We start from the raw sequence: 26,387 nt of genomic DNA, 5'->3' as shown, positions 1-26,387 counted from the left end.
AGGAGGGAACGCCGTGAACGATGAACAGATACTGGAATACCTTGAACGGTTTTCCGACGAATTAACAAAAGGCACGATCGTGATTGATCTGCTTCGCATGATGGCATGGATGTTTGTCAAAGGCATGGCTTGGATTGTCGATGCGTTCCAGAATATCACGGATTCGATGCTCGGGCTGAAACTCTTATACGATAACCCGCAGATCACCGAATTTGTCAATACGATGCAACCGGTATTGGTCATTCTCATGGCGATGAACCTCATGTTTATTGGATACTTGCTTATCTTGAAACAGGACGCCGTGAATCGCCCGGCCCTTGTCTCGAATATCTTCATGGCACTGGCGATCATGACCATTTTATCGGTCGGCATGAATCAGGCCAATGAATTTACCGATCAAGCGGTGGATGCGGTGAACTTTGAGAATGGCACAAACACCTTAGCCGATGATGCGATCAAAAATAACATTACCGATGTGGCGCTCTATGATCTGCAAGGTTGGGAAACCACGGAATTGGAAGAAGAAAATCAAATTAATCCATCCTATGCCCAAGACCTTACGATCAATGCGCCGCTCAATGAAGATACACAGATCAACAGTGAAGAAACCTTGAAAGATAAAGGACAAGACATTGTCTCGAAAAAAATTCAGACCCTGCCGGATGGCACACGGGAAGTGACCGACCTGGAGGACGGCGGCTGGATTTCCAACATTACGCAGGAATACTATTACCGCTATAACGTAGATTGGGTCCCGTTAATCGCTACGCTGACGGTCGTTGCGGCCGTGTTAGTGATTATTGGCGTTAAACTGGCTACGCTGTTTTTCAATCTGGCCTTTAACTACGTACTGGCTCCACTGGTGGCGGCGTCCGACATGCACTCCGGCCAACGGATGAAGCAGGTGGTCCAGAACATCATCAGCATTTTCATGGTCACGATCATGGTCTTTTTATCTCTAAAAATCTACATGATTGCGGCCGACATGCTGAACGACAGCACCGATGGACTGGTGTACGTCCTCGGCATGGTTGGTTTGAGTGTGGCCGTGTTAGACGGGCCGAACATTGTTGAACGGCTCTTTGGCTTGGATGCCGGGTTGAAATCCAGTTGGGGCGCTCTGGCCGGAACCTATGCGGCCGCCAAAGGCGCCGCTGGAGTAACGAAAGCCGGCATGAGTGGGGTCAGAAACATCAGCGATAAAATGAGCAACAACAAGGAACAAGGTAACGGCGGCTCCGGGAATCCGAACACCGGTAACAGCCAAGACCGGGAGGACGTCTCCCAAGCCGCCGAAGGACAGGCCGGAACGGGTGGAACCGGCAACGTGGCAAATATGGCCGATTACCGGGGCAATAAAGCCGGGACAGACAGCCAGAACCAAGACACGGCCAACGAAAGCGTCACCGATCAAGGCGACCATTCAACCGCCAACGGCTCGGCATCCTCGACCAATGGGACGTCGGCGGCTTCAGCGACCGATCAAGACGACAGCTCCACGTCAACGACCGATGCCAACGAGAACCAGAGTTCCATTCCCTCTCTGCATGAGGAAATGGACGATGAACAGGCAAAAGCGACCGGGACAGACGGCCCCGCCAAAGGCAGAACCAACCGGCAAGGAACAAACGCCAATGCCACGTCTCCGGCCAACGGGCAACGCCCTTCGTCAACGTCCGGGACCACGGAAAGCCCCGATATGGACGAAACCCCGGCCACGGGCGATACTCCGGCATCGGTAGATGCCAACACGGACACGGGAGATACGGCCAGCGTTCAAAATATGAATAGTAATAACGCCGGACAAACGGGAACGCACCGGGAGCAGGTGACACGGGAAACCGATAGCAGCAGTAGCCAAGACGTGGAACAGGACATGCAAACCGTACAGGGGCAACAGGCATCTGGCGGCAACGTCCAGACAAACCAATCCGGGTCGGCTGGCGAATCAGCTTCCACGGAAACGCCGTCCACCGGGAACGCTCCGGCATCGGCCAGTGCCAATACAGACACCGGAGATACCGCAAGTGTTCAGAACATGAACGGCGAAACCACCGGCTCGGCCGGAACGCATCGGGAAAGTGTCACCCAAGAAATGGACGGGACCAGTACCCAAAACGTGGAACAGGACGTGCAGACCGTACAGGGGCAACAGGCATCTGGCGGCAACGTCCAGACGAACCAAGCCGGGACCGCCGGGGAATCAGCTTCCACGGAAACGCCGTCCACCGGGAACGCTCCGGCATCGGCTGGGGCCAATACAGACACCGGAGATACCGCAAGCGTTCAGAACATGAACGGCGAAACCACCGGCTCGGCCGGAACACATCGGGAAAGTGTCACGCAGGAAATGGACGGGACCAGTACCCAAAACGTGGAACAGGACGTGCAGACCGTACAGGGGCAACAGCAAGCATCGGGCGGCAACGGCCAGACGAACCAATCCGGCTCGGCGGCCAACGTCGGAAGCCCGGACGCGCCAGCTACGGGGAACGCTCCGGCATCAGCCAGTGCGAATACTTCGGGCCAAGACACGGCAAGCGTTCAGAACGTCAAAGGCGATAGTGCCGGAACGACTGGAACCCACCGGGAACAGGTGACGCAGGAAGCAGACGGCCAACAAACCCAAAACGTGGAACAGGACGTGCAGACCGTACAGGGGCAACAGCAAGCATCGGGCGGCAACGGCCAGACGAACCAATCCGGCTCGGCGGCTAACGCCGGAAGCCCGGACGCACCAGCTACGGGGAACGCTCCGGCGTCTGCTAGTGCGAACAGCTCCGGCCAAGACACGGCCAGTGTCCGGCAGGAACAGGGACCGTCCAACAGCTCCGCAAGCACCCACCGGGAACAGGTGACGCAGAAAATAGACGGCCAACAAACTCAAAACGTGGAACAGGACGTTCAAACCGTCCAGGGCGGCCAACAGGCATCTGGCGGCAGTGTTCAGACGAACCAATCCGGCTCGGCGGCCAACGCCGGAAGCCCGGACGCACCAGCTACGGGGAACGCTCCGGCGTCTGCTAGTGCGAACAGCTCCGGCCAAGACACGGCCAGTGTCCGGCAGGAACAGGGACCGTCCAACAGCTCCACAAGCACCCACCGGGAGCAGGTGACGCAGGAAACGGACAGCAGCCGTACCCAAAACGTGGAACAAGAGGTCCAAACGTCCACGAACCACCGGCAGGACGGCGGCCAAGTAAACACCACCTATACGTCTGGCGGCGACACGGGAGGTCAAGCAGATCCACCACCGTCATCCTCGCCCGGACCGGGGCCAAGCGCTCCGGCATCTTCGCCAAGTGACGCCGGAGGAAACAGTGTCCGGCATGAACACTCCACCGAACAGGGACACCGGGGAGGAACAAGCAAGGAAACCATTCAGCAGGAACAGACCGTTCAGCATCAGGGCAATGATACCGAACAGGATGTTCAGCAGTCGGTCAAGCACCGGCAGACCGAAGGCCGGGTAAATCGCCGGGAACGGGTCACCGAACAGCAAGAACCGATGAAACGGAACTATGATCTCGGGAAAAACACCCGGAAAACCGTGAAACGAAACAATAAACGAAACTAAATCGAACGAAGCAAGGAGGGAAAACATGGCGTCCTACCGCATCCCCAAAGATATGAGTACCGAACTGAAAATCAATAAATGGATGTATCTAACAGATTTTCTTCTACTGATCGGGTTAATCCCGTTCACGATGGTCATGAGCAATCTGGTGCATGGCAACTTGATCTGGGGCTTTTACGGCTTCATGTTGTTTCTGGCCCTGCTCTTAATCATCCGGCCGACCAGTAACCCGAAACGCCGCATCTATCAAGCCGTGTACTATGCGATCATGCGCCGCAAAGACACGTACACGGCGATTGATTACTCCCCGGTCGAAGAAGCCGATGAGACGGAAAGGAGCGACAGCTAAATGGCGCTGTTTAACGATCAGAAAGGCCGTTGGTTTGGCAAGAAACCCAACGAAGGGACCGCGATCTTTGTCGAAAGCGATCAAGTCCAGAAACGAAAAAAGGAAGCCAAGCCCAAAGTAAAATCCAGCTTTGCCGACATCACGCCCGTGATTGATCTCACGGGCAACGGCTTTCTGGAACTCCCGGACAACAAAGGCTATATGGATATGATGCAACTGGAATCCAGCGATATTTATTCACTGAATGAAACGGATAAAACCAAAAAGATTTATCACTTTGCGACCTTCTTGCAGGGCTATAACCATGATTTTAAGATCATTCCGTTTGATTTTCCGGTGGATACGTCCTCCCAACAACGGCATATCCTTGAAAAAATGCAACAGGCCAAAAAGCCGCAGTACCGCCTATTTTTAGAAAAGAAATTGCAGGAACTCCAATTCATCGAACAACGCCGCACCAACCGGGAATTTTACCTGTTCCTCTATGCCGATGATGAATACACGCTTCAATCCCGGCGCATGGAAGTGGAAGGCCACCTCAACGCCGTCTGCCCGGTCCTGCCAATCAGTGACGACAAGAAGATCAATATTCTCTACAAATTAAATAATTTGAACTCCAAAAACCGGCACACGCACGAAAGGGGATAACACATGCTCGCATCCATCATGCAGAAAGTACGGGGAACGACCAACGAAGAACAGGAACAGGCCAAAACGGACGGCTATAACCGGGAACTGGTGAGTACCATTCAGCCGCAGGGCGGCATCAAGTTCAATGAAAGCTATATCCGTAAAGGCGACGGCTACGAAACGTGTGTGCATATTTACGACTTTCAAACGATCGTCAATGACTTCTGGTTACAGGAAATTATGAGCATGGAAAACGTGATTGCGGCGCTCGATGTGGCAACCCCGGACCGCCGGGAAGTCATGTCGAAACTCAACAAAAGCATGGCCGAACAAAAAACCCGGACGGTGCAGGCCAAAGAAACGGGCGATGCGATCGAAGCCACGGAATCGTTCGAGGAACTCTCCGGCGTGTACAACGAAATCCGGCAGGGCGAAGTGGTGAAACGCATTGTCCTGCGGCTGTATGTCTCCAACAAGACGCTCGATGAACTGGAAGTGACCGTGAAGAAAGTGATCGACCATCTGGAATCCCTCAACTTCCGGGGGTCCGTCTTTCTGAACGAACAGGAATATGAGTGGGGCAGTTTATTCGATAGCTTTTCGCATCAGATGAAGTACCCGAACAAACGCAAAGGCATCGAACTTCCGGCCCTCTCATTGGCCGGGGGCTTTCCGTTCCACTACACGTCCCTGGATGATCCGTTCGGCACACATTACGGCACAACGGACACCCACGGAAATGTCATTTTTGACCTGTTTCACCAAGATCATCAACGCAAGTTCTACAATGCCGTGATGGTCGGGAAAATGGGGTCGGGAAAATCAACGCTGCTCAAAAAAATGGCGCTCGACAATACGATCAAAGGCCACAAGGTCCGGGTGCTGGACGTGACCGGGGAATTTGGCGAACTGGCTGACGCTTTAGACGGCCAAAAAATTGCGCTTGATGGCTCGGACGGGTCGATCAATCCGTTACAGGTGTACCGGTCGGAAACCACGGACGAGGGAACAATCAAACAGGAAGCGTCATTTGCGAAACACCTCTCCAAAATGCAGGTATTTTACCAGTTCATCAGCCCGGATGTGAGCAATGAGGAAATCAAAGAATTTCAGAACACCCTGCGCCGCCTGTACGTGGAACAGGGGTTATGGTCGGACGAGATCGACCCGGAAGAAAACAACATCACGGAACGGCAACCGGACGAATACCCGATCTTTAGCGATCTGCTGACGATGATTCAAGATGATCTCTACATCGACCAAGCCAATGGCTTGGTGAACGAGGACGTGAGTGTTCACCGCCGGGAACGGCTGGAAAACATTGAACTCAACATCAAGAACTTAAAGGAAACCTACGGGCGGCTGTTTAACACGCACTCCAGTCTGATGGACTTTGATAAAGAGGACTTTGTGGCGTTTCATCTGCGGAACTTGTCGGAGCTGTCGGCCGAAGTCTTTCAAGCCCAACTGTTTAACGTCTTGAATATGCTATGGGACGGGATGCTTGGGAACGGTAATCCTCAACTCCGGGCGTTCAACAAGCACCGTCTACGGTTCGAGGATGCGGTGCGGTACTTGATTTTGATTGACGAAGCGCACCACATCATTAACACCCGGAAAGGCTCGGAACATGGTGTCACGTTCCTCCAGACCTTCATGCGGGAAGCCCGGAAGTATTTCGGCGGTCTGTTTTTTGCCAGCCACGTGATCGAAGATTTTGTTCCGGCCAATGCAAATGAAGGGGCGGCCGAAGAAGTCAAAAAGCTGTTCAGTTTGACGCAATATAAGTTCATTGGCGAACAGGATAGTGAATCGCTCGCCCGGCTCAAAGATATTTTTGCCGGACAGCTCAACCAGTCGGAATTAGAACGCATCCCTCAACTCACCAAAGGGGAAGTGATGCTTTCCATATCTTCCGTGAAGAACATCAAAATGAAAGTGGACGTCAGCAAACAGGAATTAGACTTATTCGGGGGAGGGGCCTAACACCATGAACACGGTAGCCAAAGGAGCCGCCAAAGCCGGGGGTGCGTTACTCAAACTTGGAACACTGAAACTGCGTATCATCATCGGATTGTCGGCGCTTCTGGCCGTCTTTCTAACCATTATGGTGATTGGTTTCTTTCAAGTGATGATGGATACCACCTCGGATAATAACAGTACCTCCGGCACATTCGTGGCCGGAGGAACGCAGAATATTTCGGCTAAAATTGAAGAATTACGTCCGGTGTATGAACAATACGCCAACGAGTTCGGGGTCAGCGATCAGGTCAACATTCTCATGGCTTTGTCCATGCAGGAATCCGGCGGCCGGGTCGATGACATTATGCAATCCTCGGAATCGCTGGGCCTTCCTCCGAACACGATTGACGACCCGGAACGCTCGATTGAACAAGGCGTCCGGTACTTCTCGAAGGTATTAGAAGATGCCAATGGTGACGTGAAATTAGCCCTTCAAAGTTACAATTTCGGCGGCGGTTTTATTGATTATGCGAACGCCAATAATGATGGGGAATACTCGAAAGAGTTAGCGATTGAGTTTTCCAGGCAGCAGTATCAGAAAGTGAAAAGCACCGGAAACTATTCGTGCATCCGGCCCGAAAGTGCCGAAACCGGGGCTTGTTATGGCGACATTGGGTATGTGGATGCGGTGATGAAATACGTCACGAACACGGCAACCACGGAGATCAACGGAGACGTGGCCGAAGTCGTTCAAGTAGGCGAAAAATGGATTGGCAACAGCAACTATGTGTTTGGTGGTGGCCGTACTCGGAGTGACCAACAGGCCGGCCGATTTGATTGTTCGAGTTTCGTGTTCTGGGCTTATGAACAGGTCGGGGTGGAACTCGGAAACCTCGGCTCGGTGAACACGGATTCGCTCAAAACGAAAGGCCAACGGGTCGATTATTCCAACGCCCAACCGGGTGATCTGGTGTTTTTCGATACCTATAAACTGGACGGCCACGTGGGGATTTATGCCGGAGACGGCAAGTTTATCGGTTCACAGGGAAGCACCGGCGTAGCGATTGAAAGCATGGAAGATGGTTATTGGGGCGACAATTTTAATGGCCGGGTCAAACGGATTTCTTCTTAATCTCAAACGGATTTTATATTCAAAGGATGATACCTCATGGATACGATCAAAACCTTTAAATACTTCTCGATCGTGCTTCTTTTTCTATTATTGTTGTTCAATGGGTTCTTCTTTTTCAGCAACCAGACGAACGCTCCCACGGAAGCCGAAGCAACCGAATTAGAAAGCCAAGTGAGCCAATTACAAGAAGAAAACGAAGCCCTACAACAGCAAGTGGAGTACCAGTCCAAGACGGAACGGGAAGCTCGGTTTGATGAACTGGAAAGCCAGACAGCTGCGTTTATGAATACCGCCTTTGTGCATACCACGGACAATTATGAGAAACAAAAAGAACAAGCTGAAAGCATCATGAACGATCAACTCATGGACCGGTTTTTCTCTGCGGAAATGTACGGGGGCGGCGAAGTCACGACCGACATTGCGAACGAAGAATATTTCATCAAGAACATGAATGATGCCGAAAACGCCCAAGTGATTGTGCGGCTCGATCATCAGATTCATTACAAAGAAACCGGCGCCGATGAAACCAGTCCGATCTTAATGAAAGTGCATTTTGAACGACAAAACGGCACATGGGTCGCGCAACGCATGGAAGATATTTCAGACACGGAAGGAGGATTCGATGCTGAATAAAGACCGATTAAATTTGCGAAAAAAGACCAGCAAATGGTTCGGCGTAATCACAGCAGTGGTGGTGTTAGGCTTCATTTTATTTAGCACATCCAATCTGTACATGGAGGAAACCATTGAGGTTCAAGCGTCTCCGATTGGCGAAGAAATCAGTACCACTGGGACCAGTGATGTGGAAGTATTGGACTGGATTTATGACAAAAAGAAAAACAAAATGCAGGTCGTCATCGACATGAACGATCTCCGTTTTGAACAGGATTCGTTACAGTTTATGAGCAAACAACGGTCCAATGGCGAAGAACTTCCAGTCGAAAAAACGTACCAAATGAACGACTATGCGGTGTTTGAAATCAGCAAAATATCGAAGAACTTTGAACAGGTATTGCTTCAAATCGACCAACAGGAATCCACCGATAACAGCACCGGAGAAGATGCGGAAACGAACACGGAAGAAGTCGAAACAATGGTTCAACTGTACACCGATTATCGGAAAGTCGAAGAAGCAACGATACCTTCCAATGATGAATACAGCTACGTGAAATATATTATGAATACGCTCATTCAAGACACGGAACAAACCATTGAAACGAAGAAAGAAGAACGCCAAACCTTAAAACAAGAGATCGCTGATCTCGACGAAGAAGCCAATCAAATTGAACAAGAAAAAACGTACCAAACGGATGAAGAACAAACCGAAACGGACGGTTATTTGAACTCTCTGGAGACAGAAAAGAAACAGCTCCAGGGCGATATAGATGCACTAAATGAACAGATCAAGATGGAAAACCAACGCATCGACAGTTACGAAGAACAGAAAAAACAGGAGAGCATTTCGCTTCAATAAGAAACAGGTTATCGGTCAATTTTTGACCGAAACCCTGTAAATGAACGGGGTAACGTTGTTCACAAATCCGTGAACAACCCCCGGTTTTGTTCACAAATCCGTGAACAAGCTGTTCACAAATCCGTGAACAAAAGCAATTTTTACGTACCCAAGAAAAGTCCGGCACTGCCGGACACCCCAGCTCGTCTGGGGTCACTTTTCCCTTATGCTCTTGCAACTATTTTGATCTTGCACCGGGGTTGTCATTGAACTGGGGTTTTCTCTTACACGAAAGGAGTACAAAACATGGAGATTAAAGTACGTGAATTAAGTCCAATCGTAGTCCAAACGATTGACGAACGAGCGAAAAAACGAGGACTTTCCCGGCAACATTATTTGAAAGAACTCATCGAAAACTATGTGATGCAAAAAGAACTGAACGAAACCGATCAAGCCTACAAAGCATTAATAGAAAAAAACACCGAAGCCCTGAACCAATTCAGTGAACAGATGCAACGACAAAATGAATGGCTGGCAAGCATGAGTGATGATATGGATGCGGTACGAGAGGAAGGATAACGCATGGAGGTCGGAAGCAAAACAGCGGTCGTGGTGAAGTCGGAATTTACAATGGGAAAAAGCAAAGCCAACAACAGACGATATTCCACGTATCTTGATTACATGGACCGGGACGAAGCAAAAAGCGAACAGGATTTTGCTTCATATAATCACTACATGGATAACGACCAGAAAGCATCATCGTTATTCAATGCGTATCACGATGATTTAACAGACGAACGGAAAGAACAAGTGATGGATGATTTTAAACAGGCCCAAAATAAAGGAAGCATTTTGTATAAAGACGTGATCTCTTTTGATAACGAGTGGTTACAGGAAAACGGCATTTATGACCCAACAACTAAACAGGTAGACGAAAAGAAATTGAAAGAAGTTACCCGCGCAGCTGTGTCCGATATGCACGAAAAAAATAACTTTAAAGACACGATGACGTGGACCGGAGCCGTTCACCATAACACCGAAAACATTCATATTCATTTGGCTTCCGTCGATACGGAACCGGGAGACGATCAACGGGGCCGACGGAAATTAAAATCACTGGAAGGGATGCGGTCCACGTTCGTCAATAAGATTCAAGACCGGTCGTTTGAACACAAAGAGATTAATGATCTGATGCGAAATAAAATCGTGAATAAGAAGAAAGAACAGCCGGACATGAAAGGCATGGACCGGGGCATGAAAAAAGATTTTCTGGCGATCAAAAAGCAACTGCCGGAAAACAAACGGTACTGGCAATACGGGTATCAAAACATTAATCATGTGAAGCCCGATCTGGATAAACTGACCGAAAAATATTTACAAAAGAACTTCCCCAAAGAAATGAAACAGCTCGATCAAAAATTGAACAAAGAAGAAAAGATGCTGAAAAAAGTGTACGGGGAAGGGAACGAATCTCGGTACAAGGATTACAAACAAAACAAAAAAGATGATCTGTATAAACGGATGGGAAACACGTTCTTACAGGAAATGAAATCGTATGATTATAAGGAAAAAAATATCGAACAAAAGCAACGTTCTTCTGGCACAAACCAGAAGCGAGTGAACTTTCAAAAGAACCGGGCTTTGAATCAGATACAGTATGGATTGAATCGGGTGGTCCATGCGGAACTGAACAGCTATCAGAACCAGAACGCCTATGAACAGATGCAACGAAATATCCAAAATAACCAGAGGGGGCAATCCTTATGAGTGATGTTATTAGCCGTGTGCGGCTATCCGAAGAAGCCGATGCTTACGTCAAAGAAATGAAAGAAAAACGAAACGAAAGTTCGCAGGCCAAGATCATTGACCAACTCCTGTTAGAACACCAACAGGAACACAAAGATTTGGAAAAGGGAGACTACGTGACATCCATGTTGATGGCTCAAATGAACCAAAAAATTGAACAGGAATTTCATAAATATTTTAATCGGTTACAGCTGGGCGTGAACAACACGGACCGTAATTCGCAGATGCTTCTGGAACTGATGAACGGCTTAATGGTTAGCAGTAATATCTCCGATATTATGCCAACCAGTGAATTTACCTCGAAACCATATACCACGGCCAAAGAAGAAGTGAATGAACGAATTGCGAACCTGCAACAACGAAAAGCGGAATATGAGAAGAAACAAAATCAAACACAAGGAGGATAACGATGGGCCGACAAGAATTTGGATTTATTCAAGAAATGGGTGAAAAAGACGTGGTGGTGGTGGTCGAAAAACAAGAAATGGTTATTCCGTTAGAAGCAAAAGATATGGACCTTCTGCAACAGATGATGGTGGAAACAGATATGGAATATGTGTTGGTTGATATGGACGAAAAACAATTAATCTTCGACAGTGATGTAATGGAAGGCGAAGCCAATAATCCGGCGCTAAAGGATCTCGATGTGGGCGTGGATGATGATGGATATGTGCGATAACAAAGGAGGACAACCGCATGGCTTATAAGAAAAAATCAGCCGAAACGAAACGGCAGGAAGTGGAACAATTAGCCGAAGATCGCAACGATCAAGTGGATAGTTACTTTCAGTCCTCGGAGAACATGAAGGAATACTTGAGCTTTATGAGCAAGTTCTATGATTACTCGGTCGGCAACTCCACACTGATACAAAAACAGTTTCCGGGAGCAAACGCCGTCGGTGGTTTTCAGTTCTGGAAAGAACAGGGCTTCTCGGTCCAAAAAGGCGAAAAGGGAAACAAGATTCTCGTTCCGGCCCCGTTCAAAACCTTTGAACGACAGGAGAACGGTGAAACCAAACAGGTGGGACTGAACAAGGCCACGAAAGAGGAAAAAGCGAAGATCGACCGGGGCGAATTAAAGGTCCAGGAACACCGGCATTATAAAACCGCCGCCGTGTTCGATATTTCGCAGACGAACGCCACGGCCGAAGATTTACCGAAGATTTATCCGAACAAATGGCTGGAAGGCTCGGTCGAAAACTATCAAGCGTTTTATGATTCGATGGAACGATACAGCAACAACATGAACGTGGACGTGCTGGCCGAACCAATGGAAGAACTCGGGGCGTCCAAAGGCCAGTACATCGAGTACACGCAGACCAGCCCCGGAGGGGCATCATCCTCTCACCGGGCGATTCAACTCAATCCCCGGAACGATGAACTCCAGAACGTGAAAACCCTCATCCATGAAGCGGCACACGCTCAACTGCATGGCCGGGACAAGGAAGGCAAGGACCTGCCGCACTCGGAGAAGGAATTTCAAGCGGAAATGACGGCCTATACGGTGAGTACGCATTTTGGACTGGATACGAGTGATTACAGTCTGGATTACCTGCATACCTACAACCAACAGCATGATACGACAACCGACAAAGTGGCATTGCTTCAAGGTGTCAAAGATACATCGTATGACATGATTACGCATCTGGAAGATGATTTGCAGATTGAAAACACCTACGAAGAAGCAAGCACCAATGAATTACAAGAGCGATTCCAAAACTATGAAGTGGTCGCCAACGGGACCGTTCAAACGATTGGAGATATGGATGCTGATACCTTCCGGTCCACGTTTGAAGATCGGTACGGCAATAATTTATTGGCACATGGGGATGTTCGAGGGGAAACGGTCGAACAGGAAGTGCAAGCCTTTAATGACCTTAAAGACCCGGCACTGGCTAGTCATAACAACGTCAAGATCGTAGACCCAACGATCGAAGAACCGCAAGCCTATGTGGAATGGTCGGAAACGAAGATGGATGGCAACGTAATGACTCTTTCGGAGATGGATAAAGCCCTAGCCCAAGCGAACATGAACAGCATGGGAGACATCGGGTACGACAAAACCAAAGTACAGGTGATGATGCCGCCCGATGAAGCGAACGAACAGCAGGTGATAGCGGCTGATCGGCTGGAGATCGGGGATGGCTCGTACCATGATTTAAAATCAGAACTTGATCGACAGGGCTATTCCTTTCACCGGGAGCATTTGAACGATCAATCGTATCTGCAAGAGATTTACACGCCGGATGCCTTTGAACAAACCTTTGAGGATTTAGCGGTGAAGATTCAAGAACACAAAGAAGGACACACAAGCATGGATAACTCTGATCTATACGAAAGCCAACGGCAGGACGTACAGGCGTTTACCGAAGAACATGGGTACGTTCCTGGGGCAACGGCCGAAGCGATTCATCAAGCCACGACGACGGACGTTCAAGAGCAACAACAAGACCGGGCAGCAGTCAATCAAAGCGTCCAGTTAGCCTCGGCTTATACGTCCTATCACGATCATGTAACCAACGAACAAGGGCAAAAGAACCCGGACATGGAAACGGTGCTTGATCGGGTGGAAAGCCAAAACGCCTATGAAGCCTTAAAAGAACAAGCCGTCGATCAGAACGTGCTGACCGTGGATACCGTGGACCGATTGGAACAACGGCTGAAAGGCGAAACGATCACGGAAAAAGAACCGACATGGCCGTTTGAACAGGCCGACACGAAAAGCGTCTCGAAAGAGGAAACCGTAGAAGAAAGCCCGACCCGCCAGACGGTACGGCAGAACGGCATGAGCATGTAGAAAGGAGGGAGTATATATGGCCAACCGGCGAGTAAACAGTGAAGAAATCGAACAGGCTAAAACCGTGGGGATTATGGATTACTTGGATGCGAACGGCTTGGAGGTGAAACAGCAGGGCAACGGCCAGCCGCCGTATTATAACTTAGTGGAAAACGACAGCTTGGTCATTCAGGGCGAAAAATACTACTGGAACAGCCGACAGGAAGGCGGCTACGGAGCGATTCATTTTGCGATGACCTATCACGATCTCTCCTTTCCCGATGCCGTCCGGCGCATTAATGAACACGAATATGCGCTCGACCGCCAGCCGGTGCAACAGGTGGAGAAAGAGCCGTTTTCCTACCCTTCACATTATGAAGTGGCCGATACCTCGAACGTCCGCGACTATTTGGTGAATGATCGGAAGGTCGATGAACGAGTGGTCGATTGGTGCTTGAACAAAGATTTAATCGTGCAGGACCGGAAAGATAACTGCGTGATGAAATGGAAAGACCGGGAGGGGGAAACGATCGGAGCTGATCGGCAGGGAACACAACCGATGGAGGACGGGAAGCATTTTAAAGGCGTGGTGAAAAGTTCAGCCGAAGATGGCGGTTTTGCGATCAATGTCGGCAAGAACATTGATAAAATTGCGCTGTTTGAAAGCCCGATTGACGCCCTTTCCTACTGGTCGGAGAAAAAGGGAGACGTTCAGAATACCCGATTGCAGAGCATGAGTGGCTTGAAAATACAGGCGGTCAAACGGGGCTTACAGGACTTACAGGCCGACGGCCACAAAGTCACGCAGGTGATCTCGGCCGTGGATAACGATGCGGCCGGAGCGCATTTTCACGACAAGCTCCAAGATTATATTAACCATGATGCGATTGTCGATCACCGGCCCACGAACACCAAAGACTGGAACGAGGAATTAAAGCTGGGCTTTCAACAGGACCAGAAGCAACCGCCAAAAGCCAAACAATCGTCTCCTTCAATGGGAATGTCTTAACCAAAATGGCGGCATGTGTATCATTTAGGAAAAGAAGGCCCACCGTATTGTTGGGGGGCCTTCTTTTAGATATAAGTATTGAAATTAAAAAGGAGGACCCGATGATTTAAGGAAGTTTATGCACCAGTCGATGATACTTTTAAGAAATTGAAAGGTGCTAAAGATATTCTTAATACTAGTCAATAATTCGACAAAAGATTTTACAGCAAAGTAAGCATAAGTATTTAAACATAGTTCATAAAACCAATTACTAACACCTTTTGAAGCATTTTTTAACTTATTTTCTTTTACTTCCTCATAAGGAAATTCTATATCGAAATCTAACGAATAATTTGCAATATCAGTCATCTTCATACTTAACAAAGATGTGATGTTCTCACGAAATTCCCTTTGTCGTTGTTCTTGTTCTGCAAGGGTTTGTCTCAACGATGCAGTAGGATCTTGGCTAAACTTTTTTATAGTATCATTAAAGAAATTTAAAAACTTTTGGATTTCTTGATTTTGGCCTAAAGCCGAAGAAACATTAGGTGTTTTAGGCATTTTGCTATTAAAAAATGAAAAAATAGTTGATCGAAGTTCTTTTTGCTTTTGCTCTTGTTCTGCAAATATTTGTTTTCCTAACATAAAAGGATTTTGAACTATTTTTTTCGTGAATTGATTTTCGCTTAATGCTTCGGCCAGAAGTTTATTTGTGTTTACAGGCTTCATTGATTCTTGTGTTAAATGAAATTTTGGATAAGAAAAAGAAGTGATTTGCTGTTGTCGGTTACTAATATCATTAAACAACTTATATGGATTAATTGGTGTGTAGTTCCAACTAGTCATGAATAACCTCCAGTGCTTTCCTTATGTTTTTGTCTTTTATTTAGCAATTTATTTCCTATAAACGTACAAATCACTGAAAAGACTGTGGCTATCAGCAATTCAATGAGATAGGGCAACGCAAAAAAAGTATCTAACAAAATGATGCTTATGGTGACGAAAACACCCGCTAGTATTCCTATCTGCCATTCCTTCATCGTATAAATCCACCCCTCTAACCACAAAGCATGTAAAATAACCCTTGTCATTATTCTACTAGGAAATGGAAACAAAACAAATAAAAGCTGGGACCGGCGCTTTAAGCTATGGTGGTTTTAATCATACGGACACATTAACGCATCCAAAGAAAGGTCTAGCAGCGTGGCTAAGGCTTCGGCTTCCCGAAAGCCGATGTTTGGCACTCGGTTCATTTCATAGGCTTCATAGACCGGCTTCGACACCAGACACATGGTACAGACGTCTTTGACGGTTAAATCTTTGGACGTTCGGGCGTGATAAAGCAGATCACCGATGTAATGGGGAGAACGGGGGTCCCGGATAGACTTGTTCATTTATAATGACCTCCAATTTTTTTCGATCGTTCGAGGGCTTGTCCGGCATCGGTTAAGGAAGAAGCGTACATAATAATGCCGCCGCCGTAACGGTCTTTCAAAGCATCAAGCGTCTGGTTCAACGAGAACCGGTCCTCCACGTCATCAAATAAACTTAACTGCCGGTGCGTGTCCGGTTCGACCTTTTCCAGTGATACGCCAATGCGCCGGACCGGTGTGCCAAGCCAGTGACGGTCAAACAGCTTCTGACAGGCGTGATAGATCACCCGGCCGTCATTGGTCGCCATGTTGAGTGTTCGTTGCCGGGAAAAGCCGACGGGGTTTTCATATGTGCCGCCAATACTTAAAGACAGTTGATTTCCTATTAATCGTTCGTCTCGGGTGCGGCGGGCCACTTCTTCGGCCAGTTCGCGCAAAATCACAAAAATCTCCGTTCGTTGATGGTAGTCTCTCGGCAGGGTCATGCCGTGGCCGATGCTCTTTTTCTGTTGATGGGTGTCGGGCGTAACCGGAGACGGGTCGATGCCGTTGGCGTACTGCCACAACAGCTCCCCGTTGATGCCCCACCGATGTTGTAATTCTTCCACGGGATAATTCGCTAAATGGCCGATCGTACGGATGCCCGTCTGAATGAAGTGTTTTTCCATGCGGTTGCCGACGCCGAACAGCTCGCCAATCGCAAACGGCCAAAAATCGTCGGCTAGGCGGTTCTTAGGCAGATAAAAGATTCCTCCAGGGCGTTTTTTGGCTTGCAGATCACATGCACTTTTCGCTAGAATTTTATTTTCGCCAATGCCGATACGGGCATAAATGCCAAATTGTCGCAGAATGGCTTTTTGAAGGCTTTTAGCGGCTTGCTCGGGCCGGGACTGATGGACCGTTCCGGTGAGTTCGATAAACGATTCATCCACGGAGAACGGCTCCACTTGATCGGTATACGTTAAAAACAGTTCATTGATCTGCGTGGATATGTCGATGTACAACTGCATCCGGGGTTTAAGGACCGTTACTTCGGGACAAAGGGCTTGAGCTTCCCAAAGAGCCTGTGCGGTCTTGATGCCGTGGCTTTTCGCCACGGGACAGGCCGCCAGAATCACACCACTGCGCCGGTCCGGGTCGCCGGCCACCACGACCGGATGCTGGGACAGGTGCGGATGATAGACCTTTTCGACCGAAGCATAAAAACTCTGCATGTCGATCAGAAACACCACTCGTTTCATCCGTTTGCCCTCCTTTTACGACTGGACCGCCACAGCTTGAAGATGTTCGACGGGAATAACTACCACGGCTCCCCCCACTTGAAACCATATCTGCGGCGGTGCGTCCCGAAAACGGGCCACATAACCCGTTGTCATGTGAAACTGGCCGTCCTGCCAGTACGTGACCTCCAACAGCCACGTATACGCCATGCCGTCATGAATGATCTGCATATATTCTTCCATCATCTGGTCGTCCATTTCGGGAGGGTCCTGCCACGTTTGGGCTTCCTGCCGTTGTAACCATTGCTTGCGCCATTCCGGGAGAATCATGCGACTACTTTCCCAACGGAGATTGCTGGTCGGTGTTAGTTTGTTGGATTTCATGGGTATCACGTCCTTTCGTTACTACCTAGTATACACGAACAAGCGTTCGTTTAAACAGGTATTTTTTTGATATAAATGTATTATTGTATTATTGTATAATTTGAACAAAGGTGATAGAATGAATATAGAAGTTAAGAAAAGATAGATAAATGAGGAATCGGCATGAATCAAGACTGGAACATGGAAGAATTGGAAGCGAAGATTTACAGCAGTTCTAAGCAGTTATTAATCGTTAGTATCATGCTCATTGCGGTGTCCTCGGCATCCCTCTGGTTACAACAATGGTTTTCATGGCTGGCGATTGTGGCCGTTCTTCTGGCATTGGCATTGTTCACTTTTATCAAGGTGGTTCAAATCTTTCAGTGGCAGAAACGGATTAATGAATTAATGAGACGAAAATGAGATACTAGAAAGGATGAGCAACCATGCAACAGTTTGCTTTTGCGATTACAGACAACTTTTTTCCGAGCATATTAGAAGGAGAGATTCAAGCCGAGCATGAAGAAGCTGCTAAAGCAAAAATCAAAAGCTTGTATGCCCAGGAATTAGATACGGAAGAAAACGAAATCGAAATTGTTACCATTCATAAGTTATAAATATTGAAAAGAGGAGACGATATCATGGACGAAATTCACAAAGACTTTACTTATTCTTCTGATAAGGCTTTAAGTCACTTTAAAGATGATTCTTTTAGTAGAGCTCCTTTTGCAAAAAGAATAGCAGAACAAATAGAAAGCTTTGTGAATGCAGATAGTATGGTATTTGGAATTAACGGAAAGTGGGGCGAGGGTAAAACTTCTGTTCTTAATTTTATTGAAAAATACTTTGAAGAAAGAAATAGCTCTGATATTCTGACAATTAAATTTAATCCATGGCTATTTAGTAACGAAGAAGAAATGTTGACAAACTTTTTCTATCTATTAGCTGATAGCTTAAATAAAAAATTAGAAACAAAAAAAGAATTAACTGGAAGTTTGTTGGATGATTATGTAAAACCTATTATGGGAATAGCTTCTATGTTTCCTGGGGTACCAGACATTGGAAATCAACTATCGTCTTTTTTTGTAAAAGCTAATATAAACGAGTTGAAAGAACGAATTGAAAAAATCCTTTTAGAAGAAAAGAAAAGAATTGTTTTATTTATAGACGATATTGATAGATTAGATAAAGAAGAAATCTACAATATCTTTAGGATAGTTAAACTAACCGCCGATATTAATTACATAACTTATATTCTGAGTTTTGATAATGACCTAGTTGCTTCTGCATTAAAGGATAAATATGGTAGTGATAATAAACAAGCTGGGTATGAGTTTTTAGAAAAAATTGTACAAGTACCTTTACCTTTACCTAAAATTGAATTTTCGGAGTTAAGAAGTTTCACAATGAAACAAGTTGAAGATGTTTTATATAAAGCTGAAATAACCTTAACGAGTCAAGAAGTACAAGAATTTATTACTTACTTTCAAGGATTAGAACCTTTTTTAGATACCCCAAGATCAAGTATACTTTTCTCTAACATCATACATTTTTCTTTGCCTATGTTAAAAAACGAAGTGAATATAGTAGATTTACTTTTAGTTGAAGGATTTAAAGCTTTTGTTCCTAATCTATACAAATTAATAAGAAATAATAAAAATTTATTCCTAGACAATGCAAATAAAAAATATAATGAAGAAGAAAAAAAGAATGAACTAGATAAAAAAAAGAGAATCATTGAAGAAACAATTGAATTGTACAGTGAGAATGAACAGAGGGGCTTAATATATATAATAAACCATTTGTTTCCGGCGGTAGAACCTGCATTTGAAAAATTCAGTATATTCCGTGGAGATTCATTACAATGGAAAAAAGAGCAAAGAGTTTGTTCAGAGTTATACTTCAATAGATATTTTCTATATACTGTGTCGTCCTCGGATATAGCCGATGTTCGAGTAAAAGGATTTATTTCAAATCTACGAAATGAAGATGTCGATATTTCAGCGGAGGAGTTTGCCTCATTAATCGAAAGCTCCAATGATAAATTAATTTTAAACAAAATTAAGAATTTCATTGATACCATTAATTCTTCTCAGAAAAAAGTTCTTTGTAAAGTATTAGCTAATACAGGACACCTTATGTCAAATCCTAATACTTTTCTTGGCTTAGACAACCCCTTACGTACTACAGCTTCTACTATGGTCGAATTAATTCGAACAATAGAAAACGATGAAGAAAAAAATGAATTATCTCAAGATATTATTATAGAAAGTTCTTCCCCTATCCTTGCTACAGAATATTTTCGTTCTCTAAACATTGCTGGTATTAGAGAAGCAAATGATGCCAGTGATAATGTCATTGATATAAGTGCTTTAGGAGCACTCTTGAGTAACCAACTGGTAACTGAATTAAGAACGATGCTCGAATCAGACCCTAAAAAAATTAGTTCCTCTATTGATTTTCCAAGTCTGATTTATATCTGCAAAGAATATGGCCAAAAATCAGAACCAGACAGTATAATAGAAGAAATTATAGATGAAGATAAGCTTTACGCAATTGTGCTAATAGAATCATTTCTTAGCACAGTATATGGGAACCCATCTGTGACTAAAGGAAATGTAGACAAGGAAGTCTATAAAAAAATTAAAAGTAATGTCGATATTAATCTTATCAAAAGTGCAATCGACGATATTTACCCTATTGAAGATGTAGATAGTATGTCGTTTCCAGAGAATGATAATTCTCGATATAGTACAGTAGCTCAATTTTTATGGCAGTATGAACAAGATGTCGAGTAGAAAATGAATTAGAGAGTGGAGATAACATGGATTAAAATCCATGTTTTTTCTTTCCTCATTGATTCAATAAGATATACGCCCAAGAACTAGACACAGACGAAAATAATATCGAAATCTTACGTTTAAGTGTTAATTGATAGATCTCATTTACTGATAGATTATTTTTAACTTAAAATACGAGCAGAAAAAATTTTAAAAAGTAATTTGAACTAGTAATAAGACGGTTAGTTAACATATTATATATTAGAAAGGTTTTCATTAATTATATTCAAGAATCATTTATTTAACGCTTAATATACTTAAAAATGATTGAGAGCAGGTGAATTACTTGGAAACAGAAAGTTACAAAAGTTTTTTATCATTAATACAGGAAATTGACGTAAAAAAACACGAACAACGAGATAGAGGGACTTTATTTGAATTACTGGTTTGTACATATTTAAGAAATGAACCAATGTATCAGCGTATGTTTGATGGTGTTTGGATGCTGAATGAAGTACCAGAAAGTTATAACATTCCAAAAGCAGACACAGGTGTTGATCTGATTGCTAGAAAGCGTTCAAATGGTGACTTAGTCGCTGTTCAGTGTAAATTCTACTCTGAAGATACAACAATTCGTAAGGAGCATATTGATTCGTTTCTAAATGAAGTTGGCAGAACTTATTATGCAGAAGGACTGGTCGTTTCTTCTACGGATAAATGGAGCCGAAATGCGGAAAGTGCTCTGGCAGAACGAAGTAAAAGCGTATCAAGAATTGGTTTAGAAGATTTAAAAGAAAGTAAAATTGATTGGTCGTCCTTTTCATTTCAGAGTTCAGAGCCGATAAAGCTGCAGGAAAAGAAAAAGCCAAGATCACACCAAATTCCTGCTATTGAAGCTGCAGTTAATGGATTGAAAAACCATGATAGAGGAAAATTAATCATGGCTCCAGGAACTGGCAAAACATATACTTCTATGGCAATCGCTGAGGAAATGGCTAAAGAAAAAAAGGGAGTCTTCCGTGTCCTCTACCTAGTACCGAGTATTCAACTTCTATCACAAACACTAAGAAGCTGGTCAGCTGACACGAACCACATTATGGATTCTATTGCTGTATGTTCTGACCGGAAAGTTACGAAAGAGAATAAAGAAACGGGCATTGGTGATATTTCAACCACCGATATCGGTTTTCCAGCTACCACTAATTACGAAAAGTTGCTTACATACCAAAAAGAGATGGATGAGAAAGAAGATATCGGGTTTTTAACCGTATTTTCTACCTATCAATCTATTGATGTGATCACTGAAGCACAAAAGCATGATTTTTACGAGTTTGATCTTGTCATATGTGATGAAGCACACCGCACGACGGGAATTGCTGATGATGATACCGGGGACGTCAGCATGTTTACAAAAGTTCATAGTAACGACAATATCAAAACTAATAAAAGACTGTATCAAACCGCCACACCTCGTATTTACGGGGAAGACGCACGTAAGAAAGCCGATGAGAAATCGGTTCTCTTAGCTGATATGCACGATACATCAATTTATGGTGAGGAATTTTATCGAATAGGGTTTGGGGATGCAATTCGTAAAGGTATATTGTCAGATTACAAAGTGATGGTATTAGGCGTGGATGAAGAAATGATCGCCCGACGCTTCCAACAAATGCTTGCAAGAGAAGATAAGCTAGAGTTTAATGATGTGACAAAAATTATCGGGTGTTGGAATGGATTAGTTAAAAGGAAGCATGATTCTAACGAAACCCTTGGCGATCCAATGAAAAGAGCCATTGCTTTTGCAGGGACTATCAAAGAATCAAAGTTGATTGCTAATATGTTCACAAACGTCGTGGACCAATATATTAGTAATAGTAACAGTCTTACAGGTACTACTAAAGTGGAAGTTGATCATGCGGATGGTTCCATGAATACTCTAGAAAAAAATAGGAAAATTTCATGGTTAAAAGAAGAAGTGCCAGAAAACACATGCCGTATATTGTCGAATGCACGTTTTTTGACAGAAGGCGTAGACGTTCCAGATCTTGACGCTATTATGTTTTTAAAACCTAGAAAATCGAAGATTGATATTGCACAGGCAGTGGGTCGCGTCATGAGAAAGAGTCCAGGAAAAGACTACGGTTATATTATTCTACCGATAGGAGTACCTGCCGGAGTCGAAGCCCATTCCGTCCTTGATAATAATGAAAAATATCGTGTAGTTTGGGATGTCTTAAATGCTTTACGTTCATTAGACGAGCGGTTCGATGCCACTATTAATAAATTAGAATTAAACAAAAAGAAACCGAACCAAATCCAAGTGGTTGGAGTGGGAGATGCGCCTGAAGAAGGATTGAAAGTAAGTCATGGCGATGAGCAATTAACTTTATTTTCTGAGGAAGAAATATCAGATCTTGAGAAAGCAATATACGGAAAAATTATAAAAAAGGTCGGTAATGTAAGGTACTGGGAAGATTGGTCTAAAGACGTGGCAGATATTGCTCAACAACATATCATGCGTATTCGTATGATGGTAGAAGAGAATAACAGCGAAGCTTATGAAGCTTTTCGTAAATTCATTTCAAGTTTGCGCCATAATATTAATGGAGAAATTTCGGATCAGCAAGCTATTGAAATGTTGGCTCAGCATTTAATTACAAAACCAGTATTTGAAGCGTTATTTGATTCGTACAGTTTTGCGAACGATAATCCTATATCAAGAGCTATGGAAGAAGTATTAAAAGTTATGGATAAACAAGGGCTTTTAAAAGAACAAAAGCGGTTAGAAGGATTCTACGAAAGTGTGCGTGTTCGGGCTGAAGGAATTGATAACCTTAAAGCAAAGCAAGACATAATTATTCAGCTTTACGATAAGTTTTTTAAAGTAGGGTTTAAAGAAACTACTGATCGCTTAGGTATTGTGTTCACGCCTGTCGAAGTGGTAGATTTTATTGTTTACTCCGTGGAGGAAATTTTGAAGAAGCACTTTGGAAAATCAATTAGCGATGATGGAGTTCATGTACTCGATCCATTCACTGGTACAGGTACTTTTATTGTACGTTTATTGCAAAGTGGATTAATTTCTAAAGAAGATTTATTACGTAAGTTCACAAAAGAAATTCATGCTAACGAAATTGTATTATTGAGCTATTATATTGCCGCAATTAATATCGAAGAAACATTTCATTTGATCATGGAGGGAAAGTATAAACCTTTTGAAGGAATCGTTTTGACAGATACATTTGAAAGTACTGAAAAGGAAGATTCATTTGAAGATGAGTTATTCGGAGAAAATAATGCACGTCTTGAACGCCAAAGAGAAAATCCTATTTTTGCGATAATAGGAAATCCTCCGTATTCAGCGGGCCAAAAAAATGCAAATGATGATAATCAAAATAATAGCTATCCAAATTTAAAAAAATCTATTGAAAACACTTATGTGAAATATTCTTCTGTTAATTTAAAGAGATCACTGTACGATAGTTATATTCTTGCGTATAGATGGGCTAGTGATCGAATAAAAGATAAAGGTGTAATTGGATTTGTTTCTAATGGAAGCTTTATTGACAGTCGTAGTACGGACGGGTTAAGGAAAGTTTGGCTAGAAGAATTTAATTATATTTATGTTTTTAATTTGAGAGGAAACCAACGAACAAAAGGAGAGCAGTCTAGAAAAGAAGGTGGAAAAATCTTTGGCTCTGGAAGTAGAGCTCCAATATCGATAACTATACTTGTAAAAGATGGATCTGACACTCATAAGCTATTTTATAAAGATATTGGCGATAACTTATCTCGAGAAGAAAAGCTAAGAATTATTTCTGATTATTCTTCTTTGTCTTCAATTGAGTGGCAAGAAATCATTCCAGACGAAAATAATGATTGGGTTAATCAAAGAGACGAAAGATATTCTGAATTTATGAATTTGGAAGGCCAAATTTTTGTGAAAAGAGCGATAGGAGTTAGCACCAAACGAGATAGTTGGGTGTACAATTTCTCAAAAGCTAAAGTAATAAAGAATAGCCATATTTTAGCGGAAAATTTTAATAACGAAGTTTCACGTTTAAAGAATGAAATAAATTCAAATGAAAAAATCAAGAAAGCAAATAGAGCTGGAGATTATATTAAATGGTCAGATAGATTGCTTTCAAGATTGAAAGCTGGAAGAGAAATCGAATTAAATAATAATAAAGTTGTGCTTAGTGCATACAGACCCTTCACGAAAAAATATTTGTTTTATCAAGAAGAGTTGATAGATAGACCAGGCCCTTTTAAAAATATCTTTGGTGATGATAATAAGATAATTTATATTACTAAGGGAGCTAATGCAGGAGATTTTTCAGCATTAATGATTGATTCAATACCTTCCGAAGTACTATTGGGCGGAAGTGGCACAGGGTTTATATTAAATAATGCGGAAAGTAATGACGGTTTATTTGAAACCACGGTAATGGGTAATAATATTTTAGAACACTCAACTTTCCAAATCGGCCTTTCGAGAGAAGATATATTTTATTACGTATATGGAGTATTACATTCAAATGAATATAAAACTTTATTCGCCAATGATTTAAGTAAGAATTTGCCAAGAATACCTAAACTCAAAAACAAAGAAAAATATGTAGATATTGGCCGAAAACTTGCTGATTTACATTTGAATTATGAAACATTTGCAGCTCACCCAGATCTAGTAGTGGAAGGAAAATTAAATCCCTCGTACAAAGTGAAAAAAATGAAACACCCAAAACGAGGAGTATTAGATAAGATAGTGTTCAATGAAGACTTAACTATCACTAATGTCCCCGAAAAGGCTTATGAGTATTTAGTAAATGGGCGTCCTGCGATTGAATGGATTATTGATCAATATCAAATTAAAACCGACAAAAATTCGGGTATTGTTGATGATCCAAATGAAGCATCTGAAAATGAAAAATATATTTTCAATTTATTACTCTCAATTATCAATGTATCAGTTCAAACAGTTGATTTAATCAATAGCTTACCACCTTTAGAAATTGAAGAATGAAGAATTAAATATTAGAGCAGCATAGGTCATATAAAATTTGCTACCACAGCAAAAAATGCAGAACCTCTTACACAGAACGTCATGTAGGAGGTTTTCTTTTTAAAATGTTGTACCTTTAGGGTATACCCGAAAGATCTAAACAAAAATGCCGGGAAATCAATGTTTTTTAGGGTTCTTTTGAATGGTTCATTTACACCGAAGATAAGGTGGTAGATAATGTAAATGTGGTAATGTGATCATTTACATTGAAACGAATATGAGTGGAGAAGGGGAAGAATCATGGAAAGTTTATCTATTCCAACGATCATAACAGCTGTGATCGTGCTTCTGGTTATCATGTTCCTGGGGCAAGGCATCTTGTATCTCTACCAGTGGTGGCAGAAGAAGCGGCAGTTCCAACGCATCATCGACAGCGGCCTTCCTTATATTGACCAAATGGACGGCATACAATTCGAGCATTTTCTGGTCGAGCTGTTTCGGCAGTTGCAATACAAAGCCCAAGGGTCGAAGGCGTCTCACGACTACGGAGCGGATCTCATTTTGGATAAAGAGAACCGTATTGTCGTACAGGCCAAACGATACGGCGTAAATAACAAAGTGGGTATCAAAGCGGTGCAGGAGGTCTTTTTTGCTCAAACCTACTTTCAAGCAAATGAAGCGTGGGTATTAACCAACAGCTTGTTCACGCAAAGCGCCAAAAACGGCGCCGAAAAAACCGGCGTGAAGCTGTTTGATCGGGAGGACTTGCAGCAGTGGATTTTACAGGCGAACCCGGCTCTTGATGCCAAGACCGTATATGAAACCGTCCAACCGAAAGAACGGAAGTGTCCGGCCTGTGGCGGCACATTGGAAAAGCGTACATCGAAACACGGGGCGTTCATGGGATGCAATCACTATCCGAATTGTACGCATACCGAACCGATCAATGCGAAGAACTAAGAAAAGGAGAGCAACCG

Annotated in this window: 23 protein-coding genes; 18 read left to right on the top strand and 5 right to left on the bottom strand. The window is 44.1% G+C overall.

The window, feature by feature from the left end; translation table 11 throughout:
• The first annotated feature begins 13 nt into the window (after positions 1 to 13).
• From Q0757_RS14395 to Q0757_RS14335, 13 genes are all read left to right on the top strand, one after another.
• Positions 14 to 3,577 carry a pLS20_p028 family conjugation system transmembrane protein gene (locus Q0757_RS14395; RefSeq protein ID WP_298788573.1) on the top strand — a complete coding sequence of 1,188 codons (3,564 nt, stop codon included), beginning with the start codon at positions 14 to 16 and terminating at the stop codon, positions 3,575 to 3,577.
• Between the two features lie 25 nt (positions 3,578 to 3,602).
• Positions 3,603 to 3,926: a DUF5592 family protein gene (locus Q0757_RS14390; protein WP_298788571.1), complete on the top strand. Its 324-nt coding sequence runs from the start codon at positions 3,603 to 3,605 to the stop codon at positions 3,924 to 3,926.
• Positions 3,927 to 4,574, top strand: coding sequence for a hypothetical protein (locus Q0757_RS14385; RefSeq protein WP_298788569.1), 648 nt, complete (start codon positions 3,927 to 3,929; stop codon positions 4,572 to 4,574).
• A 3-nt stretch (positions 4,575 to 4,577) separates the two neighbouring features.
• On the top strand, positions 4,578 to 6,542 hold the full coding sequence (locus tag Q0757_RS14380) for a VirB4 family type IV secretion system protein (protein ID WP_298788567.1): 1,965 nt from the start codon (positions 4,578 to 4,580) through the stop codon (positions 6,540 to 6,542).
• Positions 6,543 to 6,690: 148 nt separating this feature from the next.
• Entirely contained in the window at positions 6,691 to 7,650 is a 960-nt protein-coding gene (locus Q0757_RS14375; protein WP_298788564.1) for a bifunctional lytic transglycosylase/C40 family peptidase, read from the top strand.
• A gap of 36 nt (positions 7,651 to 7,686) precedes the next feature.
• Positions 7,687 to 8,283, top strand: a complete 597-nt coding sequence (locus Q0757_RS14370; protein ID WP_298788562.1) for a hypothetical protein — start codon at positions 7,687 to 7,689, stop codon at positions 8,281 to 8,283.
• On the top strand, positions 8,273 to 9,124 hold the full coding sequence (locus Q0757_RS14365; protein WP_298788560.1) for a hypothetical protein: 852 nt from the start codon (positions 8,273 to 8,275) through the stop codon (positions 9,122 to 9,124). Before Q0757_RS14370 ends, Q0757_RS14365 begins: the two co-directional genes overlap by 11 nt.
• A 285-nt stretch (positions 9,125 to 9,409) precedes the next feature.
• Entirely contained in the window at positions 9,410 to 9,682 is a 273-nt protein-coding gene (locus Q0757_RS14360) for a hypothetical protein (protein WP_298788558.1), read from the top strand.
• Positions 9,683 to 9,685: 3 nt separating this feature from the next.
• Entirely contained in the window at positions 9,686 to 10,870 is a 1,185-nt protein-coding gene (gene mobP2 / locus Q0757_RS14355; RefSeq protein ID WP_298788556.1) for a MobP2 family relaxase, read from the top strand.
• Positions 10,867 to 11,316 carry a hypothetical protein gene (locus tag Q0757_RS14350; protein WP_298788554.1) on the top strand — a complete coding sequence of 150 codons (450 nt, stop codon included), beginning with the start codon at positions 10,867 to 10,869 and terminating at the stop codon, positions 11,314 to 11,316. The genes mobP2 and Q0757_RS14350 overlap by 4 nt, the downstream gene beginning before the upstream one ends.
• A gap of 2 nt (positions 11,317 to 11,318) precedes the next feature.
• The gene (locus Q0757_RS14345) at positions 11,319 to 11,588 is read left to right on the top strand and encodes a hypothetical protein (RefSeq protein WP_298788552.1); all 270 of its coding nucleotides are present in this window, start codon (positions 11,319 to 11,321) and stop codon (positions 11,586 to 11,588) included.
• Positions 11,589 to 11,605: 17 nt separating this feature from the next.
• Positions 11,606 to 13,705, top strand: a complete 2,100-nt coding sequence (locus Q0757_RS14340) for an LPD25 domain-containing protein (RefSeq protein ID WP_298788550.1) — start codon at positions 11,606 to 11,608, stop codon at positions 13,703 to 13,705.
• Between the two features lie 16 nt (positions 13,706 to 13,721).
• Entirely contained in the window at positions 13,722 to 14,693 is a 972-nt protein-coding gene (locus tag Q0757_RS14335) for a DUF3991 domain-containing protein (RefSeq protein WP_298788547.1), read from the top strand.
• 84 nt (positions 14,694 to 14,777) lie between these two features.
• Here the strand turns inward: Q0757_RS14335 and Q0757_RS14330 are convergent, their stop codons facing one another.
• The 5 genes from Q0757_RS14330 to Q0757_RS14310 form a co-directional block, all read right to left on the bottom strand.
• Positions 14,778 to 15,518 (bottom strand): hypothetical protein, encoded by a 741-nt coding sequence (locus tag Q0757_RS14330; protein WP_298788545.1) that lies wholly within the window; start codon positions 15,516 to 15,518, stop codon positions 14,778 to 14,780.
• Positions 15,515 to 15,712, bottom strand: a complete 198-nt coding sequence (locus Q0757_RS14325; protein WP_298788543.1) for a hypothetical protein — start codon at positions 15,710 to 15,712, stop codon at positions 15,515 to 15,517. Before Q0757_RS14325 ends, Q0757_RS14330 begins: the two co-directional genes overlap by 4 nt.
• Positions 15,713 to 15,829: 117 nt before the next feature.
• Positions 15,830 to 16,066, bottom strand: a complete 237-nt coding sequence (locus tag Q0757_RS14320) for a helix-turn-helix transcriptional regulator (protein ID WP_298788541.1) — start codon at positions 16,064 to 16,066, stop codon at positions 15,830 to 15,832.
• Positions 16,063 to 17,286, bottom strand: a complete 1,224-nt coding sequence (locus tag Q0757_RS14315; protein WP_298788539.1) for a DNA polymerase IV — start codon at positions 17,284 to 17,286, stop codon at positions 16,063 to 16,065. Before Q0757_RS14315 ends, Q0757_RS14320 begins: the two co-directional genes overlap by 4 nt.
• 15 nt (positions 17,287 to 17,301) lie before the next feature.
• Complete coding sequence (locus Q0757_RS14310; RefSeq protein ID WP_298788536.1) at positions 17,302 to 17,649, bottom strand: YolD-like family protein; 348 nt, start codon at positions 17,647 to 17,649, stop codon at positions 17,302 to 17,304.
• Between the two features lie 162 nt (positions 17,650 to 17,811).
• Here Q0757_RS14310 and Q0757_RS14305 point away from each other — a divergent pair, with 162 nt between their 5' ends.
• The 5 genes from Q0757_RS14305 to Q0757_RS14285 all read left to right on the top strand — a co-directional run bounded on the left by Q0757_RS14305 (position 17,812) and on the right by Q0757_RS14285 (position 26,370).
• Positions 17,812 to 18,051, top strand: coding sequence for a hypothetical protein (locus Q0757_RS14305; RefSeq protein WP_298788534.1), 240 nt, complete (start codon positions 17,812 to 17,814; stop codon positions 18,049 to 18,051).
• A gap of 23 nt (positions 18,052 to 18,074) precedes the next feature.
• Positions 18,075 to 18,245 (top strand): hypothetical protein, encoded by a 171-nt coding sequence (locus Q0757_RS14300; RefSeq protein ID WP_298788532.1) that lies wholly within the window; start codon positions 18,075 to 18,077, stop codon positions 18,243 to 18,245.
• 24 nt (positions 18,246 to 18,269) lie between these two features.
• Complete coding sequence (locus Q0757_RS14295) at positions 18,270 to 20,426, top strand: P-loop NTPase fold protein (protein WP_298788530.1); 2,157 nt, start codon at positions 18,270 to 18,272, stop codon at positions 20,424 to 20,426.
• Between the two features lie 319 nt (positions 20,427 to 20,745).
• Positions 20,746 to 25,431, top strand: coding sequence for a type ISP restriction/modification enzyme (locus tag Q0757_RS14290; RefSeq protein ID WP_366139540.1), 4,686 nt, complete (start codon positions 20,746 to 20,748; stop codon positions 25,429 to 25,431).
• 279 nt (positions 25,432 to 25,710) lie between these two features.
• Complete coding sequence (locus tag Q0757_RS14285; RefSeq protein ID WP_298788525.1) at positions 25,711 to 26,370, top strand: restriction endonuclease; 660 nt, start codon at positions 25,711 to 25,713, stop codon at positions 26,368 to 26,370.
• Positions 26,371 to 26,387 lie beyond the last annotated feature (17 nt).

Origin of the sequence: uncultured Marinococcus sp. (assembly GCF_947493875.1) — a bacterium.
In the GTDB taxonomy this organism is placed as follows: domain Bacteria; phylum Bacillota; class Bacilli; order Bacillales; family Marinococcaceae; genus Marinococcus.
Note: the sequence above shows the minus strand (reverse complement) of the source record. Positions and strands in the feature narration are given on the sequence as shown.

Excerpts from the sequence above, each read along its gene's own strand:
- Q0757_RS14390 (WP_298788571.1), top strand. The coding sequence starts at position 3,603 with ATGGCGTCCTACCGCATCCCCAAAGATATGAGTACCGAACTGAAAATC.
- Q0757_RS14385 (WP_298788569.1), top strand. The coding sequence starts at position 3,927 with ATGGCGCTGTTTAACGATCAGAAAGGCCGTTGGTTTGGCAAGAAACCC.
- Q0757_RS14380 (WP_298788567.1), top strand. The coding sequence starts at position 4,578 with ATGCTCGCATCCATCATGCAGAAAGTACGGGGAACGACCAACGAAGAA.
- Q0757_RS14375 (WP_298788564.1), top strand. The coding sequence starts at position 6,691 with ATGGATACCACCTCGGATAATAACAGTACCTCCGGCACATTCGTGGCC.
- Q0757_RS14370 (WP_298788562.1), top strand. The coding sequence starts at position 7,687 with ATGGATACGATCAAAACCTTTAAATACTTCTCGATCGTGCTTCTTTTT.
- Q0757_RS14365 (WP_298788560.1), top strand. The coding sequence starts at position 8,273 with ATGCTGAATAAAGACCGATTAAATTTGCGAAAAAAGACCAGCAAATGG.
- Q0757_RS14360 (WP_298788558.1), top strand. The coding sequence starts at position 9,410 with ATGGAGATTAAAGTACGTGAATTAAGTCCAATCGTAGTCCAAACGATT.
- mobP2 (WP_298788556.1), top strand. The coding sequence starts at position 9,686 with ATGGAGGTCGGAAGCAAAACAGCGGTCGTGGTGAAGTCGGAATTTACA.
- Q0757_RS14350 (WP_298788554.1), top strand. The coding sequence starts at position 10,867 with ATGAGTGATGTTATTAGCCGTGTGCGGCTATCCGAAGAAGCCGATGCT.
- Q0757_RS14345 (WP_298788552.1), top strand. The coding sequence starts at position 11,319 with ATGGGCCGACAAGAATTTGGATTTATTCAAGAAATGGGTGAAAAAGAC.
- Q0757_RS14340 (WP_298788550.1), top strand. The coding sequence starts at position 11,606 with ATGGCTTATAAGAAAAAATCAGCCGAAACGAAACGGCAGGAAGTGGAA.
- Q0757_RS14335 (WP_298788547.1), top strand. The coding sequence starts at position 13,722 with ATGGCCAACCGGCGAGTAAACAGTGAAGAAATCGAACAGGCTAAAACC.
- Q0757_RS14330 (WP_298788545.1), bottom strand. The coding sequence starts at position 15,518 with ATGACTAGTTGGAACTACACACCAATTAATCCATATAAGTTGTTTAAT.
- Q0757_RS14325 (WP_298788543.1), bottom strand. The coding sequence starts at position 15,712 with ATGAAGGAATGGCAGATAGGAATACTAGCGGGTGTTTTCGTCACCATA.
- Q0757_RS14320 (WP_298788541.1), bottom strand. The coding sequence starts at position 16,066 with ATGAACAAGTCTATCCGGGACCCCCGTTCTCCCCATTACATCGGTGAT.
- Q0757_RS14315 (WP_298788539.1), bottom strand. The coding sequence starts at position 17,286 with ATGAAACGAGTGGTGTTTCTGATCGACATGCAGAGTTTTTATGCTTCG.
- Q0757_RS14310 (WP_298788536.1), bottom strand. The coding sequence starts at position 17,649 with ATGAAATCCAACAAACTAACACCGACCAGCAATCTCCGTTGGGAAAGT.
- Q0757_RS14305 (WP_298788534.1), top strand. The coding sequence starts at position 17,812 with ATGAATCAAGACTGGAACATGGAAGAATTGGAAGCGAAGATTTACAGC.
- Q0757_RS14300 (WP_298788532.1), top strand. The coding sequence starts at position 18,075 with ATGCAACAGTTTGCTTTTGCGATTACAGACAACTTTTTTCCGAGCATA.
- Q0757_RS14295 (WP_298788530.1), top strand. The coding sequence starts at position 18,270 with ATGGACGAAATTCACAAAGACTTTACTTATTCTTCTGATAAGGCTTTA.
- Q0757_RS14285 (WP_298788525.1), top strand. The coding sequence starts at position 25,711 with ATGGAAAGTTTATCTATTCCAACGATCATAACAGCTGTGATCGTGCTT.